Annotated in this window: 6 protein-coding genes, 7 pseudogenes and 1 riboswitch; of the genes and pseudogenes, 7 read left to right on the forward strand and 6 right to left on the reverse strand. The window is 70.7% G+C overall.

Going from position 1 to position 18,775, the window contains the following annotated elements; all coding sequences use genetic code 11:
• Positions 1 to 100: 100 nt before the first annotated feature.
• Positions 101 to 394, forward strand: a pseudogene (locus tag AB0O11_RS33955) (ATP-binding cassette domain-containing protein); the annotation flags it as partial.
• A gap of 321 nt (positions 395 to 715) precedes the next feature.
• On the opposite strand, the gene AB0O11_RS33960 reads toward AB0O11_RS33955, so the two are convergent.
• Genes AB0O11_RS33960 through AB0O11_RS33970 form a run of 3 tightly spaced genes read right to left on the reverse strand, consistent with a single transcriptional unit; the run spans position 716 to position 4,737 of the window.
• Positions 716 to 1,876 carry a hypothetical protein gene (locus tag AB0O11_RS33960; protein WP_363394745.1) on the reverse strand — a complete coding sequence of 387 codons (1,161 nt, stop codon included), beginning with the start codon at positions 1,874 to 1,876 and terminating at the stop codon, positions 716 to 718.
• 5 nt (positions 1,877 to 1,881) lie between these two features.
• Positions 1,882 to 3,963, reverse strand: a complete 2,082-nt coding sequence (gene fxlM / locus AB0O11_RS33965) for a methyltransferase, FxLD system (protein WP_363394747.1) — start codon at positions 3,961 to 3,963, stop codon at positions 1,882 to 1,884.
• A gap of 15 nt (positions 3,964 to 3,978) precedes the next feature.
• Positions 3,979 to 4,737 (reverse strand): lanthionine synthetase LanC family protein, encoded by a 759-nt coding sequence (locus tag AB0O11_RS33970; protein ID WP_363394749.1) that lies wholly within the window; start codon positions 4,735 to 4,737, stop codon positions 3,979 to 3,981.
• A 17-nt stretch (positions 4,738 to 4,754) separates the two neighbouring features.
• Between AB0O11_RS33970 and AB0O11_RS33975 the strand changes: the two are divergent.
• Together AB0O11_RS33975 and AB0O11_RS33980 are read left to right on the forward strand one after the other, a co-directional pair.
• Positions 4,755 to 5,597, forward strand: a pseudogene (locus AB0O11_RS33975) (IS630 family transposase); the annotation flags it as partial.
• A gap of 609 nt (positions 5,598 to 6,206) precedes the next feature.
• Positions 6,207 to 6,935 (forward strand): hypothetical protein, encoded by a 729-nt coding sequence (locus AB0O11_RS33980; RefSeq protein WP_363394751.1) that lies wholly within the window; start codon positions 6,207 to 6,209, stop codon positions 6,933 to 6,935.
• Positions 6,936 to 6,989: 54 nt separating this feature from the next.
• On the opposite strand, the pseudogene AB0O11_RS33985 reads toward AB0O11_RS33980, so the two are convergent.
• Positions 6,990 to 7,271: pseudogene (locus AB0O11_RS33985) on the reverse strand (IS5/IS1182 family transposase); the annotation flags it as partial.
• A gap of 343 nt (positions 7,272 to 7,614) precedes the next feature.
• On the opposite strand from AB0O11_RS33985, the gene AB0O11_RS33990 reads away from it, so the two are divergent.
• A complete protein-coding gene (locus AB0O11_RS33990; protein ID WP_363394753.1) occupies positions 7,615 to 8,856 on the forward strand; it encodes an IS110 family transposase in 1,242 nt (413 codons plus the stop codon).
• 21 nt (positions 8,857 to 8,877) lie between these two features.
• On the opposite strand, the pseudogene AB0O11_RS33995 reads toward AB0O11_RS33990, so the two are convergent.
• Positions 8,878 to 9,527: pseudogene (locus tag AB0O11_RS33995) on the reverse strand (IS5 family transposase); the annotation flags it as partial.
• 161 nt (positions 9,528 to 9,688) lie between these two features.
• Positions 9,689 to 9,880: riboswitch (cobalamin riboswitch) on the forward strand.
• Between the two features lie 209 nt (positions 9,881 to 10,089).
• On the opposite strand from AB0O11_RS33995, the pseudogene AB0O11_RS34000 reads away from it, so the two are divergent.
• Together AB0O11_RS34000 and AB0O11_RS34005 are read left to right on the forward strand one after the other, a co-directional pair.
• Positions 10,090 to 10,503: pseudogene (locus AB0O11_RS34000) on the forward strand (aldehyde dehydrogenase family protein); the annotation flags it as partial.
• Positions 10,498 to 10,700: pseudogene (locus AB0O11_RS34005) on the forward strand (ISL3 family transposase); the annotation flags it as partial. The pseudogenes AB0O11_RS34000 and AB0O11_RS34005, both read left to right, overlap by 6 nt.
• A gap of 82 nt (positions 10,701 to 10,782) precedes the next feature.
• Here AB0O11_RS34005 and AB0O11_RS34010 read toward each other — a convergent pair.
• The gene (locus AB0O11_RS34010) at positions 10,783 to 17,667 is read right to left on the reverse strand and encodes a protein-glutamine glutaminase family protein (RefSeq protein WP_363394755.1); all 6,885 of its coding nucleotides are present in this window, start codon (positions 17,665 to 17,667) and stop codon (positions 10,783 to 10,785) included.
• 280 nt (positions 17,668 to 17,947) lie between these two features.
• Between AB0O11_RS34010 and AB0O11_RS34015 the strand changes: the two are divergent.
• Positions 17,948 to 18,265: pseudogene (locus tag AB0O11_RS34015) on the forward strand (transposase family protein); the annotation flags it as partial.
• Between the last annotated feature and the right edge of the window lie 510 nt (positions 18,266 to 18,775).

Raw genomic sequence — 18,775 nt, forward strand, 5'->3', positions numbered from 1 at the left:
GGACTGTACTTCGAGGGACGTCCCACGTGGATCTTCACCTTCCTGGACCAACGAGATCCATTCTCAGGTGTGTCCACACCGCGGGGGTCACCTCAGGCCCAACGGTGCGGGCAAGACCACGCTGCTGCGGATCCTGGCCGGTCAGGAGACCCCGGACTCCGGCCGCGTCGTCCCCGGGACGGGGCTACGCCTCGGCTACTTCGCCCAGGAGCACGACACCCTGGCCCCGACGCTCAGCGTCCGCGACAACCTCGCCAAGGCCGCGCCCGACCTGACCGACGGCGAACTGCGGCACGTGCTCGGCGCGTTCCTCTTCCGCGGCGACGACGCCGACAAGCCGGCCAGGGTCCTGTCCGGCGGTGAGAAGACCCGCCTCGCCCTGGCCGCCCTCGTCCAGATCGGCGGAACACTCTGGCACCCTATCTGACCAGCGGAAATTCCGGAAGATCTTCGTACGCTCTCAGCCGTCGAGACGCTGGCTCGCCTCCTCGGCGGCTGGCCCGCGCCCGACACGTCATCGGTGTCGCGCTGGATGCCCAGCTGAGCAAGGAGGAAAACGCTGAGATCGACGCTCTGTGCGATCAGGGCCGCTTCTATGGCTCGGAAGGCACCATCAATCCCCACTGACCAGTCCAGCTGGGACAGCAAGCGCATCGAACCAGCCCCGCCGAGGCGGAAATCAGTTCAACCGAAACCTGGCACTCGACCACCAAGATCACGATCTACAGCTGGAGTAATAGGGCGTAGTGCCTTGTTCAGCCCGATGTTCGATCGGGTCGCAATTGGGAGTGGTCGGGTCGAGCCGCGCCATTTCCAGCACCGTTCCTGCGCGGTCGAGCGCGTCCTTCAGGGCGGCTTTGAGGTGTGGTGACAGGGTGCCGGTGTTCAGCGCGAAGGCTCCCAGGGACTCCCTGAGGAGTTCGACCCGGGCAGCGCGGAGGTGGGCGAGTGCGACTGGGTGGGCGAGGAGATCCCGGAGCGCGTAGCCGTCGCCGGACTCGGCGGTTCGGAGAGCCAGGTGGTGTGCGAGGTTTCGGGCAGTGGGTGCGGTTGTGTCGGCGGCGTCGATCGCGGTGAGGGTGAGGCGGGTGGTGAATACGGCCAGGCCCTCGGTCGGTTCGAGGGCGAGGCAGTGGTCGATTGCCGTTTTGGCGGCGTGTCGGTCGTCGGGGCGGCACAGTGCGGTGAGGACGGCGGTGACAGCGTCCTCCCAGGGGGCGCCCGGCTGGGTGGTGTCCAGCAGGGCGAGGGCGCCGGGCAGGTCGGCGGTGGTGGCGCGGGCGAGGATGGCGACTTGTCGGCCGTCGAGGATGCGTTGGCCGATGCCGCGGTGCTTCTCGATGTGGTGGAGGGCGTCCGCCCAGCGGCCGGCGGTGGTGAGGGCGCGGGTGCCGTCGGCGATGACGACGCGCCACAGCCACTCGTGGACTTCGTGGCGCTGCTGGTCGGTCTCGGTGAGGCGGGCGGGGATGGTGATGCCGTCGAGCGTCGTCTCCGTGGCTGTGGTGACGGCGTGGTAGAGGTCGATGAGGAGTTGGTGGCCGCGCTGGTGATGGCCGGCGCGGATATGGAGGCGGGCGAGGTTGACGACGGGTTCGAGGCCGCGGATGGCGCTTTTTGCCGGGAGTGGTCCGCGGGTGAGGTAGAGGGCGGCGTGGCGGTGGCACAGCTCGCGGGCGTAGTCGGGCAGGGCGAGGTCGGTGGCGAGGAGGGCTGCCTGGTTGAAGACGGTGGATGCGAGGCCCGGGTCGTTCTGCCGGGAGGCCGTGTCGGCCAGCTCGGTGAGCCGGCCGACACGGGCGTCGAGGGGCAGGCACACGGGCCGGTGGCGTGCGACCAGCGGGAAGCGCCGGGCGACGGGGCCGGTCGGGTGCATGCGGACTACTCCCAGATGACGGTGATCGGGTGGTGGAGGCGGTTCAGGACGAACCGGCCGGCGTTTGGGTCCGCGGTGGCGGGGGTGTCGGGGAGTTCGAAGCGCGGCCTCCGGCTCCGGAAGCCGGTGTTCCAGGTGCGGACTTCCTCGGCGACGAGGTCGGCGAGCTGTTGGCCGGCGGGGCCGTGGCCAATGACGCCGGTCTCGTAGGTCTTGCGGCCGTTGGCGTCGGGCTCGCCGGGGCGCAGGGTGAGGTAGGCGAGGGAGTGGGTGTGGACGGTGGCCATGGCGCCCCAGCCGAACATGGGGGCGATGCCGCGTTCGCGGGCGGTGCCGGTGACGCTCATCCTCATCAGGGAGTTGGGGCAGCGGAGGGCCAGCCACAGGTCCTGGTACTCGTAGGTGGTGCCGGCCGGGATGCTGACGCCGGTCCAGACGTCGTGGCGCTCGGTGTCGAGGACGCCGAGCAGCAGGTCGGCGTCGACCGCGTCGGTTTGGTCCTTGTGGGCCTGGAGGGTGACGTCGCCCTCGTGGGTGAGGGTGACGGTGCGGCGGGCGTCGTCCATGCTGCCGCGCAGAGGCATAAAGACGGCGAGCTGGTCGTCGACCGACACCCAGGCGTTCTCGCCGCGCTCGAAGGCGATGGTGCGCGAGGCGGTGCCGCGTAGGCGCAGCGGCAGGACGATCCGCCCGGTCGGCTTGACCTGCTGGAGCCAGGCGGTGGGCATCTCGCTGGTGCTCACGGTGGCGATGATGCGGTCGAACGGGGCGGCGTCGGGGTGGCCGAGGGCGCCGTCGCCGAGGATCACGTCGGCGTTGGTGATCCCGGCGTCAGAGAGGTGCTTGCGGGCGCCGTCGACCAGGTCGTCGTCCACGTCCACGGCAACCACGTGCCCGTCGGGGCCGACGATGGTGGCCAGGTAGGCGGCGTTGACGCCGGTCCCAGCCCCGGCCTCGAAGATGCGCTGGCCGGGCCGGGCTTCGAGCTGCTCCAGCATCAGTGCGACGATCGCGGGCTGGGAGGCGGCGCTGATCCGGGTGCCGGATCCGTCCGCCTTGGTGTAGGTGGGAGTGTCGGCGTAGGAGGCCTCCAGGGGGAAGCCGGGCAGGAAGTGCTCGCGGGCGACGGTGCGGAAGGCGGCTTCGACCGCGTCGGTGCGGATGGTGCCCTGGGTGAGCAGGCGGTCGGTGAGGCTGTCGCGCAGCTGCTCGGTGTTCGGGGTGGCGATGTTGTTGCTGAGAGTAGTCACGTGGGCGACCCTAGTGGTTGTGCGGATGGTGGACTGCGAGGGCGCGGAGCCCTCACCGGAATGGAAGGCGATGTCCAACGCGCGTGCGGCGGTGGTGGATTGGTGCTCGATGGGTACGCCGGCGCGGTTGGCGTGGAAGATCATCAGGTGGGCGAGGACGGCGCGCAGTCCGCGGGTGAGGCGGCCGTCGCGGGCCGCGCGGACAAGGTCCTGTCCAGCCGTCTCGAAGGCGTCGACCCAGCCGGTGTGTCCGGCGAGCGGCTCGCCGGGGCGGGTGAGCCGGCGGGTGTCGAGGGTCATCAGGCGGTGCATCGCGGCATTCAGGGCGGCGGCCCGCTCGGGCGTGAGGGAGGGCGGCTCGGGGCGTTCGGCGACGAACCTGCTCCACACGTCGCCTTGTTCGTACCAGTCGAGGCCGGCGGAGCGGAGCATGGCGGAGACGAGGACGACGAACGTTTCGGTGCGGCCGAGTGTGGGCGGCTCGGGCTTGGCGGCACGGGCCATCAGGTGTCGGCTGTCGGTGTGGAAGAGCCGGTGGGCGATCTGCATGGCCTCGGGACCGCCGAACACCTCGGTCTCCGGCTCGTAGACCACGGTGGCCCAGCCCTCGACGAGCCCCTCCTCGACGAGCGTGTCCAGAAGTGCGGTCACGACGGGGGCGGGGGCGGCGGTGCGGTAGCGCAATCGCAGCCCGCCCTTGCGCATGTACCACCAGCCCTCCAGGAGGCCGGAGTTCTGAGCGTGGATGAGGACGGGGGCCAGGTGGTGGGCGGTGATCTGTTCGACGGTGGCGGGGTCGGCGAAGACGAGGTCGTGCTGGATCCAGCCGGTGGTCATCGAAGGGGTCCTTGGTCAGGTGGTCAGGAGGCAGGCGTCCCAGCGGGTCGCTGGTGCAGTGCCGGTGGCGGGTGCGAGCAGGGCGAGGGCGGTGCCGGCGGCGCCTTCCAGGAACCCGGGCCCTGCCGTCGCCAGGAGGTGGCGTGCTTGCTTGTCGGGGTCGGCGCCGGGCGGGTGGGCGGTGTCGAGGAGCAGGGCGGCGGCGGAGTGCAGGCGGGCCGCGTTGTGCGGAAGGGCGTCGTCGGCGGCGCGGTGGGCGATGTGGGCGAGCCCGGCGAAGCCGTGGCAGGCAGACAGGTCGGTGGTCGTAGCGAGCGCCTTGGGGTCCGCCAGTGCGGTGGCGAGGGCAGTTTCGGCCTGGTGGCGCAGGCGCTGGTCGCCGAGGGCGAGGGCAGCGAGCTGCTGGGTGCGGGCGAGGCCGGCGGTGCCGTAGCACCAGCTCGGCCGCTGAGGGAGCAGCGGCGTGCGCGCGGTGCCGTCCAGGTGGGCGGGGGTGATCCAGTACGGCCAGACGTGGCCGTCGCGCCAGCGTTCCAGCCAGGCCACGATTGTGCCGATCGCCTGGCGCTGGCCGTCCACCTCCACACCCTGGCGCAGTGTCAGGGCGAGCAGGGCGAGGGGGCCCGTGATGCCGTGCGCGAGGCCGTTGTTGGCGTGCCCGCCAGGGAAGCTGTCGTCGGGCGTTCCGGACGGTCCGGTGGCGGTCCACCAGCCCGGTAGTGTCCGGCCGTTGTGCTTGACGTCGTCGGTGAGGCGCACCAGGCAGGTGAGCACCGTGCGGATCGCCTCGCCGCGCGGGGCGCGGTGCAGCGATCGCGGTCGACGAGATCGAGGCGGTCGTCGTGGCGACACTGGAGGAGATCCCGAAGAACGCGACACACTGGTCCCGGAGCTCGATGGCCGCCCGCAGCGGCCTCTCGAAGTCGACCGTCGGACGGATCTGGCGGAAGTTCCAGCTCAAGCCCCATCTGGCCGACACCTTCAAGCTGTCCACCGACCCGCTCTTCATCGAGAAGGTCCACGACGTGATCGGCCTGTACTTCGACCCGCCCGAAGGCGCGGTGGTGCTGTCGGTCGACGAGAAGTCGCAGATCCAGGCCCTCGACCGCTCCCAGCCGGTCCTGCCCATGATGCCGGGCATGCCGGAGCGCCGGACCCACGACTACGTGCGCAACGGCCTGACCACCCTGTTCGCCGCGTTCGACACCAGCAGCGGGAAGGTCATCACTTCACTGCACCGCCGCCACCGTGCGGCGGAGTTCAAGAAGTTCCTCGTCAAGATCGACCGCGAGGTTCCCGACGGGCTCGACATCCACCTGATCTGCGACAATTACGGCACCCACAAGACCCCGGCCATCCGCGCCTGGCTGGCGCAACATCCCCGATTCCACATGCACTTCACCCCGACCGGGTCCTCGTGGATCAACCAGGTGGAGCGCTGGTTCGGCTTCCTCACCGATCAGATGATCCGGCGCGGTGCCCACAAGAACGTTCAGGCCCTTGAGAGGGACATCCGCGCCTGGATCAAGAACTGGAACGAGGACCCCAGGCCGTTCACCTGGACCAAGACCGCCGACGAGATCCTCGACTCCCTCGCCCGATTCTGCCGACGGATCTCCGGCGCAGGACACTAGGACTTGTCCGGTCGATCAGGTTCGGGCCCGGCGTGGACGGGTGGGGTCATTGGCTGAGCGGGGGTCGCTTCCCCGGCGGCGCTGCGGGATGTGTGCCGCCGACTCTCCCGGGGTGGTGACCGGCGCGCGGTGTGGACTGGACGAGCCGAGCGAGGGAGGAAGTTCCGCTCCACGCGCACGGCCGGCTACCAGGAGTACCGGTCGACGAATCGGTGCGGGCGGCCTGGCGAACCCGCGTGCGAAGCCGGGGCGGAATCCGATAGCGTGCACGAAGGAGTGCCGGGAAGCCTGGTCGGCGAACAAGGGACAGCTGTGTCCGCGGGCCGGTCCGGGGGTGGTGTGCGTGGCGCTCGACGCGAGGTCCGCCGGCACGCCGTCGGCCCGGCCCCGGCTGCGGACCCGCCGCCCCTCATGCCGACCCCGGCCCCCTCAGACGTTACCCACCGTCCACAGGGCTTCAGTGGACTTCGGACAGATTCCGAGAATTGAGACACCGTCCGGCGTTCCGGCCTTCCGGTGCCGTCCGACCCCGGAAGGGGCGGGGCGGCACGCCCCGGCGACGGCAACCCAGGCGTTCCGGCTGCGCACCGGACTGGGGGGAGAACCATCATGACCCACCGTCCCTCACCATGGATCCGCACCGGCGGCGCGCTGCTCGCCGCGGCGGCGCTCGTCCCGGCAGCGGCCGCCTGGTACGTGTTCGGCGTCCGGATGCCGGACGACGCCGAGCGGTCCCGCTCGTACTCGGTCGCCGCGACCTGCCCGGCCGAAAGCCCGGGCGCGGCGGTCGAGGAGTGCGTGCGCACGGTGTCGTTCACCGTCAGCGGCACGGTCCTCCGGCACAAGGACCGCCTGGCAACGCTGGACGGCGCGCCGTCCTGGAGCGGCACGGTGCGGTTCGGCAACGACGGGCCACTGCTAGAGGATCTGAAGCCCGGCGACCGGGTGGACGGCACGCTGTGGCGCGGCCAGGTGATGCGCCTGGAGCGGGCCGGCGTCGCGCAGGCCTCCGTCGACGAGCCCCGCGACGAGGTGCAGCTCTTGGCCGGGCTGGGCACTGCCGTCGCGCTGCTGGCGGTGCTCGCCGCCGCCCTGGGCACACGACTGTTCACCGGCCGTACCACCACGTTTGCCCTCGTCCGGTCGTTCATCTTCTGGACGCTGTTCTCCTGCGTCATGCCCGCGGTGCTCGCGTTCTGGGTCGGCCTGCCGTGGTGGACGGTGCCGGCCGCGGCCATCCCGACCGCGCTGATTGCAGCGGAGGCGATGCGGCGCCTGAACGCAGGGAAGGCCCCGGGGGAACCGCAGGGTTTCGTGGCCGGCCAGGTGCCTGCTTGACCCACCCACCGGCAGTTGGCGGGACCGCTGCTCGGCTAGGACTTGTCCGGGCGATCATGTGCGGAGCCAGATGGCGAGGGCAGCTGCGGCGACGGTGCCGAGGTAGACGTAGCCGCGTTTGTCGTAGCGCGTGGCGACCGCTCGGGCGTGCTTGAGCTTGTTGATGGCGCGTTCGACGGTGTTGCGTTTCTTGTACCGCTCCTCGTCGAAGCCCGGTGGCCGCCCGCCGCGCGAGCCCTTGCGCAGGCGGGCGGCCCGGCTGTCGGTCTTCTCCGGGATCGTGTGCGGGATGCCGCGCCTGCGCAGGTAGGCGCGGCAAGGGCCGTTGCTGTAGGCCTAATAGGCGTCGTGGGTCGGCTTTTTGGCGGTCCTGGCAGGGGCGGGGCGGGACGTCTGGTCTGTAAGCGGCGCCTGGGAGCGCTTCGACAAGAGGGACGCATGCGCGGCCCCTGCCGTTTGGTACGCGGTCGTCGTACGGTGCCGTTGTTCGAGCCGTTCCCAGGGCCACCTCCTGATCAGCCGGAGCCGTGGAGCTCTTCACGAGAGCGAGGACCCCGGGGGCAGCTGGGGCCACGGACGGCTGATGAGGTGGTGCGCCCGCGAGCGCTTCTGTTAGGTCGCCGGGTGGTCCTGCCGCGGCTCGACGCCGACGGACAGCGAAGGCTCGGAAGGGGTGCGCATGCACGTGACCTGCGGGATCGACTGGGCCGAGGACCATCACGACGTGGCGGTGGTCGACTCCGAAGCCCACCTGCTGGGCAAGCTTCGGATCAGTGATGACGCGGCAGGCTTCCAGGACCTGCTGCGACTGCTTGCCGAGCACGGCGACAGCCCGGACGATCCGATCCCGATCGCGATCGAGACCTCACGCGGGCTCCTGGTGGCTTGTCTGCGGGCTTCCGGGCGTCGGGTCTTCGCAATCAACCCGATGGCCGTGGCGCGCTACCGAGACCGGCACGTCGTCTCTCGCAAGAAGTCCGACCACCAGGACGCCGTCGTGCTGGCGAACATCCTGCGCACCGACGCCGAACTCCACCGGCCTCTACCGGGCGACTCCGACCTGGTCAAGGCGATCGGCGTCCTTGCCAGGGCCCAGCAGGACGCGGTCTGGGACCGCACCCGGGCCCACAACCGTCTGCGATCGCACCTGCGCGAGTACTACCCGGCGGTCCTGGAGGCGTTCGCTGGCAAGCGCGAGCGGCTGCTGTCCCGTGAGGCCCGCGCGATCCTGGCAATCGCCCCCACCCCGGCCGAGGCCGCCAAGCTCACCCGCAGTCGGCTCAAGGCTGCCGTCATGCGGGCCGGCCGCCAGCGCCGGATCGAGGCCGAGACCGACCGGCTGCTCGAGGTGTTCCGCCAGTCCTGGCTGCACCAACCGGCCCTGGTGGAAAGAGCGATGGGACGCCAGACACTCGCTCTGCTCGGCCAGCTCGAGGCGGCCTGCCAGGCCTGCGACGACCTGGCGCGCGCCACCGAGGAGCTCTTCCTGCAGCATCCCGATGCGGAGATCATCACGAGCTTTCCGGGCCTGGCCGTGCTCACCGGCGCCCGGATACTCGCCGAGATCGGCGACGACCGCACCCGGTTCGACACCGCTCGGGATCTGAAAGCGTATGCCGGAAGTGCCCCAGTGACGCGGGAGTCCGGCAAGAGCCGGCGCGTCAGCCATCGCCGGATCAAGAACAGTCGCTTGGCCGCAACCGGCAGGCACTGGTCCTTCGCAGCGCTCACCGCCTCGCCCGGCGCCCATGCCCACTACAACCGGCGACGGGAGACCGGTGACCGCTACTACGCGGCCCTCCGTCACCTGTTCAACCGCATGCTCGGTCAGCTCCACCACTGCTTGACCAGTTGCCAGAAGTTCGATGAAGCGATCGCATTCGCTCCGCCGAAACCGTCACCACTCGCTGCAGCTGCTTGACCCGATATCTGCATGGGGTGTCTTGTCCGCGGCCAGGCTGTCGGGCGTCTTGCGGGGCCTGCCCAAGCCGGTCCGCGGGACGCGGATCTTCTCCAGCACGGGCTCGAACTGCGTGCAGTCCGCCCGCTGCCCCGGCGTGACGACCAGGGACAGCGGACGGCAGCGGCCGTCCGCGCTCAGGTGGACCTTGGTGGTGAACCCGCCGCGCGAGCGGCTCAGGCCCTCGCCTCCAGCACCACCTCCACCAGGCGGGCAACGAGGCTCTGCCACGGCGTCTCGTCCTGGTGTTCCCCTGGCCCAGCCCCCTTTGGCCCGAGGGCCGGTGGCGGGTCAGCGCGGGCACCGGCCGCATGCTGGTGGGCCCGCACGATGGTCGAGTCGACCGAGATGTCCCAGTCGATGTCGCCGGCCGCGTCCGCTTCGGCCTGCACCTGCTGGAGCAGGCGTTCCCAGGTCCCGTCGGCCGACCACAGCCGGTGCCGCTCGTAGACGGTCTTCCACGGCCCCAACCGCTCCGGCAGATCACGCCACTGAACACCAGTGCGCACCCGGTGCAGAATCCCGTCGATCACCTGCCGGTGATCCCGCCACCGGCCACAACGCCTGTTGCTGACCGGCAGGAACGGCCGCAGCCGCTCCCACTCCTCATCCGTCAGATCACCCCGCCCCATGCCCAGCACAACGAGCAAGGCAACCGATAGTCACATGATCGGGCGGACAAGTCCTAAGCGATGGCGAAGTCGCGGACGGTCTTCTTCCAGGGGGTAGTCGGGGCGGTGTTCGGGGTGGCAGGCCCCGATGGCGCAACGCCTACACAGACCTCTGGACTTACTAGGACGTCCAACTATATGGTCGACGGCAGGTCCGCGGTGTCAGGGAAGCCGGTGTGAGTCCGGCACGGTCCCGCCACTGTGACCGGGGAGTTCGTCCTCGCAGATGACGGCCACTGGCAGCCAGCCGGGAAGGCCTGAGGGCGTGCGGTGATCCGGGAGTCAGGATACCGGCCGCGGGTGGTTCGTGTTTTCCACGAGGATGGAGACGACACGCATGACTCCGGGCTGCTCCCGTTCCACTGCTCCTGGTTGTCCCGTGCCGACGGCTGCCGGGGCGCCCACACCCTGACGGTCCGTTCTACCGCCGCACGCCCGTGCCGAGGGGCGCACCACCGTGCGCCCGCTCGCGGTCGGCGGCCTCCATTCCTCCTCTCCCCATCCCTGTCGAGAGAAGGAACCGATGGTCCGTGAACTGACCCACTTCGTCGCCGGCAAGCCCACCGCCGGCACCTCCGGCCGCTACGGGGACGTCTTCGACCCCAACACCGGCCGGGTGCAGGCCCGGGTGCCGCTGGCGGACCGCGCCGAGGTCGAGGCGGTGATCGCCGACGCGGCCCAGGCACAGCCCGTGTGGGCGGCCTGGAACCCGCAGCGGCGGGCCCGGGTGCTGTTGCGCTTCCTCCAACTGGTCGAGCGGGAGAAGGACGAACTCGCCCGGCTGCTCTCCGCCGAACACGGGAAGACCGTGGCCGACGCCCACGGCGACATCCAACGCGGCCTGGAAGTCGTGGAGTTCGCCGCCGGCATCCCGCACCTGCTGAAGGGCGAGTTCAGTGACAACGCCGGGACGGGCATCGACGTGTACTCGATGCGCCAGCCGACCTGCCCCACCTGCACTCCTTCACGAACGGCCTGGAACTCGACCGCGCCGCCGTCGACGCCGGACTCACCCTCCCGTACCACAACGGCCGCACCGAAGGCGTCAACACCCGCACCAGGAGGATCATGCGCCAGATGCACGGCCGCGCCGGATTCGACCTCCTCCGCCACCGCGTCCTCCTCCCGCAATGAGGACGCAGCGTCACCACCGACTACGGAACAGAGCCGGAATCCTGATAGTCCCTACCGGTCCCCTCGGGTGACAGCGGGCCGGCTACGTCGCCCGGATGTTCTGGTCGGGGGCGTGCCCCTCGGCCGCGCGTTTGAGGATGTCGATGGTGAACGGGTGGTGGACCCTGCGGAGATCGTTGAAGTCGAGGAGGGCCTTGGCGATGTCGAGGAGGTCACAGACGTCTTCGGGGCGGGGGTCGGGGATACCGAGGACCACGGTGGTGAGGGCCTCGGGGGAGGGGGTGGTGGTACCGGGGGTGAGGAGGGGGGTGAGCGACTGGAGGGCTCGGAGGGTGTCCGGGGTGATGGGGTAGTTGACGTCGATCAGGGTGTGGGCGAGGCCGAGCAGCTCGGTGTCGGTGGCGGGCGTGGTGCCGAAGACGTGGCGGCGCAGGCGGGTGAGCGGGTCGCGGGGGTCGAGGCGGGGGCGGAGGGTGGTGGCGGCCTCGGTGAGGTGTGTCGCGAGGTGGACGTTGAACCGTGCGGCAGCGGACCCCTCGGAGGGCAGGCCGGTGCGCTCAAGCAGTTCCTGAGGCCCGGGTTTCTGCCGCGAACCGGGTTGCCGCTCGACGGGAGGCTGTTTGGCGCGGGTGGTGTTCGGCCGGGTGGTGAGGCGCGTGCCCCGGGTGGCCGAGCCGGGTGCGGTGGTGTTCGGGGGAGTCGGCGGGACTCCGGCCGGGGCGGTGCGGGGGCGTTCGGGCCGGGCGGGGGCCGGGGCTGTCGGTCGATGGCTGCGGGCGCGGTGTGAGGAGGGCACGGCGGGTTCGGGTGTGCGCCTGTGCGGGGTCACAGGGCTTGGGACTGGACCGGTACGACCGGACCCGGGCGTGCGGGTGCGGTTCGTGGCACCAGGCGGGTGCGGTTCTTCCGTGGCGGGCAGTGCGACGGTGGGCAGGCGGAAAGCCCGTGGCGCGACTCCGGTGCCAGCTCTGCGGGCAGCAGGGGTGGTGTCGTCGAAGCGCGTGCCGGTCTTCACCACCGGTCGGCGCGTGACGGCCGGGCGCGCGGAACCGGGTGGGGTGTCGAGGTCCTTGCGCGCGGGGGCCGTGGTGGCGCTGATGGCGGGTTCGTTGCGGAGCGAGCCGCGCTGGTAGGCGACGACGGTGCGGGTGACGGCCTCCACGACGGGCCTGGGTAGCGGACGGCCGTTGGGGGTCGTGACGGAGTGGATGCTCAGCAGGCGGGCCTCGGAACCCGGCAGCGGCAGCGGCTTGGTGGGGTCGTAGGTGCGGAGGTCGATGCTCGGTGCGATCTTTCGCAGGATGTCGGCGGTCTTCCGCCGGTAGACGCGGATGGTCGCCTCGGAGGCGAACGGGTGGGCGGTGGCGGAACGGTCGTTGGCGGTGACGAGGTCCAGGGTCCGTTCCGCAAGGGCCAGTTGGTCCTCGGTGAGGACCGAGGCCGTCTTGCCACGCAGGAAGTCCCGGGCCTTCTCGCGCAGCCCCGCGGGCCACGCGTCGGTGGGCAGCCGGGGAGGACTGGTCACGGCGGCGGGCTGAGCCGGTTCGGTGGGACCGGCGGGGAGCCCGTGTGCGGTGCTGCTGGGATCGGCGCCGGTCGGGGGCGTGTCGGACCGTGCCGGAGGTGGGCTGACCTCTTGGAGCGGTGTGCCGGGTTCGTCCGGCCGGACGGGCGGAGTGGTCCGACCGGGCCGGGAGTCCTGACCCGCGGTGGCGTCACCGGCCCCGACGGGGTGGCTGCTCGTTTCACCGGATCGGCCGACGTCGCTGAACAGGTGCGGGTACAGGGTTGCGAAGTCGTCTTCGAGGTTGGCTAGGAGGGCCAGTTCAAGCAGGTAGGTGCAGCGTCGGAGGTCCTTCGGGTCCTCCGGCAACGTCACCCTGTCTGCGGTCCGTTCCTGGAGCTCCTCCTGGAGTAGGTCTCTGTGTCCTGGGCTGTGCTCTTTCCACCAGGTCTCGATCTCGTTCGTTGTGGCCTTGCGTGCCTTTTCGACAAGGGTCTGGTGGGCCGGGCTGAGGGATTGGAACGGGGGTGCGGAGTCGGTGGCGTCGCCGGCCCCGACGGGGTGGCTGCTCGTTTCACCGGATCGGCCGACGCTGCTGAACAGGTGCGGGTACAGGGTTGCGAAGTCGTCTTCGAGGTCGGCTAGGAGGGCCAGTTCAAGCAGGTAGGCGCAGCGCCGGAGGTCCTTCGGGTCCTCCGGCAACGTCACCCTGTCTGCGGTCCGTTCCTGGAGCTCCTCCTGGAGTAGGTCTCTGTGTCCTGGGCTGTGCTCTTTCCACCAGGTCTCGATCTCGTTCGTTGTGGCCTTGCGTGCCTTTTCGACAAGGGTCTGGTGGGCCGGGCTGAGGGATTGGAACGGGGGTGCGGAGTCGGTGGCGTCGCCGGCCCCGACGGGGTGGCTGCTCGTTTCACCGGATCGGCCGACGCTGCTGAACAGGTGCGGGCACAGGGTTGCGAAGTCGTCTTCGAGGTCGGCTAGGAGGGCCAGCTCAAGCAGGTAGGCGCAGCGCCGGAGGTCGTTCGGGTCCTCCGGCAGAGTCATCTCGACTGCGGTCCGTTCCCGGAGCTCCTCCTGGAGTAGGTCTCTGTGTCCTGAGCTGTGCTCTTTCCACCAGGTCTCGATCTCGTTCGTTGTGGCCTTGCGTGCCTTTTCGACAAGGGTCTGGTGGGCCGGACTGAGGGATGGGGACGGGGGTGCGGAGTCGGTGGGACCGTCCGGGGCGTGGGGAGTTCCGCTCTCCACGGGATCGATCGGGGGCGTGGCGGTGGGGTGGTGACGTCTGAGCGTGCCGTCGACGGCGGTGAAGCGGGCCGGGACGTCGGGAGTCGTGGTGAGGCGTTCGTAGTACGCCAGCGCGCCGTGGGCGCGGTTCTTCACGTATCCGTCGTCGACGGTGAATCCGGTGGAACCAGCGGCGGGGAGGTAGATGTCGGGGCCGCCGAGTTCGGTGGAGAGATCCAGCAGGTAGCGCACGGCGGCGGCCCGGTGCTCGGGCGGGTAGGCGACCTGCCAGAGCAGGTCCTGCCCGCTGTAACCGCGGCGGCGCAGGGCTCGGGCGAGGAGGCCCGGGGTGATGACGAACGGCTTCCCGGCGTGGTCGGTGGTGTTGGGGTGCCCGAACGGCGCAAAGCCGCGGGGGATGACGGTGAACAGGCCGGGTTGAGGGGCGAGCGCGGGCGGGTCGGCTTTCGCGATGGGGGGTGCGCTGATGACGACGCCATCGGCGGGCTCCGGGTGGCCTGGGGCGTGGTCGAAGGGATGGGTGTGGGATTCGACCGCTTCCTGGCGGGCGGTGTTGGGGTGGTGGGGGGTGACGGGGTGGAGTTGGCCACCGCCGCTGGTGAAGCGCGGGGGACGGTCGGGGTGGGTGGCGATTCGGACCCAGTGCCCCCAGTAGTCGTGGGTGCCTTCGGCAGTGAAGTCCTCTTGTTCCTTCGGGGCGTTGGGGTGAGTGGCGGGGGCGAGGGAGAGGTCGGGGGCGAGCGTGCCGACGGTGTAGATGTCCACGCCGCCCCCGCCGTCCGTGGGGTGGTCGTGGTCGAGTGACTGGGCGGCCCGCCGCAGGTACGCGGTGTAGGCCCGGTGGTCGTACCCGTCGGCGGCGTCGGGGTGGAGTGCGGCGAAGACGACGCGCAGGTCCGATCCGGGTTGCCAGCCGGCGGCCTTGGCGAGGCCTTTGAAGTCGTCCAGGGTGAGCGGGCCGGCGGAGCTGTGGGGGATGCCGTCGCCGCTGAGGTAGGGCACAACGACGGTGCGCAGGCCGTCGTGGACGGGCAGGTCGTCCAGGACGCGCTTCCAGCGGGCGGCGCGGGACGGGGCCACGGCGGCGGCGCCGGCCGGGAAGATGAGTGGCGCCGGGTGTGCCGTGCCGGTAGGCGGGTGGAGCGGGGGGACTGGTCCGGGCGGCAGGTCGGGCAGCCGGGCGGGGATGACGCGAGGCACGATCAGGTCGTCGGACACGCTCTCCCCGAACCGGTCGCTCAACGGACGGGCGACGAGTGGGTCCTGGCGGATACGCGCCGCGAACGGGCTCGTCTTCAGGCGCTGCCTGAGTTCAAGGGCTGTGGTCTGCGGTTGCTGGAGCATGGTGCGTACTGTCCGCAGCTCGCCGCGGTACCGCGCCTCGGAGCTGTATGTGCTCAGCTTGCCCTTGTCCGGACCCCATGTCATCTCCGGGAATCTCAGGGAAGAAGGTTCTTCTCGCGTGAGCAGCGGCTTCGCACGGAAGACGTGATTCAGGTTGACGCGACCGGTGGTGAACACCACGGGTGTGTCCTTGGGGTAGCCCCAGAAGCCGAGTCCGCCGCTCGAAACGGGCTGCCTCTTTCGGTCGCGGACGTCTCTCAGGAATTCCTGTGGGTCGGTTTCGAAGCCCTCGAGCCGGGCGTAGGAGTGGACGCCCATGGTGGCCAGCCACCTGCTCAGCGGTTGGGGCTTGTTGCTGAGTGAAGGATCGATGACGGTCTCGACGTGTCGTCCCGCACCCTCGTCGACGAGTACCAGCGGCGCCACGTGGTACATCCAGCGCACTTTGCCCGGGGCACCGGGCATCGCCCCGGCGGCGTTCTCGGACTCGGCCACCAGCCCGAGCGCCGGATTGTCCCATACTGCGAAAACCTTGCGGGAGTAGACGCCGGACCTGCTGAGCATCTTCGCCACCACGTGGGCGCGCGCGTAGCAGCCGTCCTCGGGGTAGTCGAAGGGGACGGGCAACTCCGCTCCCGCGTCGTCGACGAAGGTGGTGCGCTCTGCCGTCGCGTGCCAGTGCAGGGCCTCGGCGGGACCGATGACCTTCGTTTCGAGGTTGTTGTCGTGGCCGAGCAGGAAGCCGAAGTACTCCCCGTGCTCGGGGAATGCGTGGCGCAGGTCGTCCTGCAGCGACAGGCCGCCGGCTGAGCGGGCGGCATAGGCGTCCTCCACGTCGAAGACGAGGGGAATGGTGCGCCGCAGTGAGCGCAGGAGCCTGTTCAGCCGCCGTTCGTCCCCGGACGTGACGGCGGAATCGAGATCTGCCACGAAGGCTGCGAGGTCGAGGCGGCTCAGGTCCACAGTGGGGGCCGACGCCATGGTGTCCAGGGCCAGGGCGTAGGCCTCGTCGCTCAGTCTGCCCTTGGCCCGGGCCTGGAAGAGCTCCTCGGCGAGGCTCTGGTGGTGTGACCGTTCGTAGTGTTCGGCGACCGGCTGAAGGGGGCGGGAGTCCGCGGTGGCCTGGTGCAGCAGCGACAGCAGGGCGGGTGCGTTCACCTCCTCGCCGGTCAGTTCCCGGCGCAGTTGATGAGCCAGACGATCGACCACCGGCATCGGCAGGGCCGGTACGGCCGGCGGGTGCGGCAGGGCGACTGACGACTCGCCTGACGAGGCCGTGGCAGGGAGCGAGGAGGGACCGGAGGCCCCTTCCAAGGGGCTCCGTTCGGCGCCGGACGTGTCGTGTCGAACGGGCTCGGAGCCGTGGCTCGGAGCGCCGCCGGGGAGACGCCCCGCGCGGCGGTCGGCGGCGACGGTCTGGCGGTCGGCCGCGCCGAGAAAGGCGTGCCGGGCGTGACCGTCGGCGATGACGGCGCGGTCGGTCGGGCGGCGGCGTTCTCCCTTGAGGACGTGGTCGGCCGTGGTGCCGGGGTCGGTGAGCCGGTGGAGGGCGAGTTCACCGGCGAACGTGGCGCGCAGCTCGACGAGTTCGGCGGGTTCGGGGAACAGTGCGGCCGGTGCGGGGCTGTCGGCCGGTGCCATGAGGGGCTTCACCAGGAGGTCCAGCTGCTGCCTGTGAGTTGCGGGCAGGGCGTCCTGCCAGGCCCGCAACCGTTCGGGCGCCAGCGCCTGGACCTCCCGCACCAGCGGGTGGCCCTGGGCCCTGGCCACGGCCTGGACCCAGTTCCGCTCCCTGCTGCGCCAGTCGCTGCGCTCGTAGGACAGGGCGGGCCCGGTGGCCGGGTCGGAAGCGGGCATTTCGCCGGTCCCGCCGCTCGTGACCGCGGCCGGCCGCTTCGGCGCCGTACGTTCGGCGACACCCGGTTCGCCGGTCGGCGACTGCGCGGGCCGCTCGGTCACGGCCGTGCCGTGGAGTGCCTGCTGGAAGGCGGTGCGTCTACGCACGACGGCATGGTGCAGCGCCCCGCCGAACATCCCGGTACCCGCACCCGCCGCAGTCGCCTCGGCGAACACCGACGCATCCCACGGCCCACCCTGCCAGGCGGTGGAGACCACCACACCCGCATCCGCGCCGATCACCCCGCCCAGCGCCCCACCCACCAGCCTGCGCAACAGCTCCGGCCCCGCCACCCCCGACACCAGACCCCGCCCCGCCACGTCCCCCAGACCACCGGCCATGCCACCGACCCCGGCGATCAGCAACGACGTCACATCCAGCCCGTCCCGGTACTCGCGCTGCTGCGACAACTGGATCGCCAGATCCTGCACCGACCCGAACACCGCCCCCGACCGCATCGCCGACAGCAACTCCGCGACGATCTCCTCCACCGACCGCCGCCCGCCCGCCAACACCTCCGGGATCAACGCCGCCGACACCCCACCCGTCGTCGCCACCACCCACACCAGCTGCGCCACCATCCACAGCGTCACCAGAGCGGTGACCTCCGCCGACTTCTGCGCGTAGTCGACCTGCGCGGCCTGCTCCCGCAGACCGTCCGCGCACTCCCGCAGACCGTCCGCACCGTCCCGGCTCGGCTGCCCCACGCTCACCAGCGTCGAGGCCATCATCGAGCCCGCCCCCGGCATGACGGCCGACAACCCGAGCGCGAACCGCTGGAACGCCACCGCCCGCTCGTCCAGACGACCGGCCGCACGCCGCAGCGCCCCAGCCCCCGCCACCAGCGCCTCCGCATCCACCAACGGATACGACGACCCCGACATGCCCCCCATCAACGCAGCCCACCACGACGGCAGGGCCTTCCCCGAAGAACCGAACCGGAGAAGGCCGGACAGCCAGGAGCCGGGCGAGACGGGCATGACCATTCCTTACATCGGGCACGGAAGCCGAGGACGCGTACCGCAGGGCAGTGCGCCCCGGCCTCGGTCGAGACAACCTCTTGCCGGTCAACGGCTCACCGACTCCCGGTGGTTCGACCCGCCCCGCTGCCCGGCGAGCGAACGGCCGAGGGCGAATGACTTCTCCGCGACGGCGCAGAGGGACTATCAGGATTCCGGCTCTGTTCCGTAGTCGGTGGCAACCAGCAGTGACGGGCATCGTTGGCATGGTGTGCGAGATGTCAATGAGCTTGTGAGTGTGGTGTTTTCAGGGTTGTCGGCGCTGGTGGTCGAGGACGTGACGGGCGAGTGTGGCGTGATCCGGGTGACCGCGCGGACCCGGGAGGATCCGGTGCCGTGTCCCGTGTGTGGTACGCCGACAGGGCGGGTGCACGGCTTCCACCATCGGACGGTGGCGGACGTGCCGGTGGACGGCCGGCGGGTCGTCGTCTTGGCGAGGCTGCGGCGGCTGGTGTGCCCGGTGCTCGGGCGATCAGTGCCGGCGGAGGGGTGGTTGCCGTCCTGGTCGCGGGCGGTCTTGAAGTGCCGGGCGTGGATCAGGTGCCAGGTCGGCGGGTTGCCGTCCACGTCGGGGCCCGGGTCGGGGCAGCAGCCGGCGGGCAGGGCGAGGACTTCTTCGGGGCGCATGCCGGTCAGGTAGGCGATGACGACGAACGCGGCGGTGGCCAGGTGCCGCAGCAGTTCGAGGGCTTCGTTGTCGTCGATGTGGGTGCGCCAGGGCCGTCCGTCGATCGTGGCGGTGACGGGCGAGGGCAACGGGCAGGGACCGGGGTTGGCGGCGGCTGCGGTGAGGCCGTGCCTGCGGTTGATGCGGTCGACCTGGAAGGGGGTGGCGCTGGTGATGCTGGCGAGGTAGGTCCGGGCGAGGGCAGGCTGCCCGTGCAGCGTGGTGGACGGCAGGGGCTCGCCTGCCGTGAGCCGTGGGAGCAGGAGCTGTTCGAGCGTGTGCGTCGCGGTCGGGTCGAAGGTGTTGGAGGCGGCGGCCTGCGCGAGGCGGGTGGCGGTGGTGTCGGCGGTGATGATGTCGTCGGCGAGGTCTTCGAGCAGGCGCAGGGACCAGGCGAGTAGG

This window comes from Kitasatospora sp. NPDC093102, from assembly GCF_040683915.1.
GTDB lineage: Bacteria > Actinomycetota > Actinomycetes > Streptomycetales > Streptomycetaceae > Kitasatospora.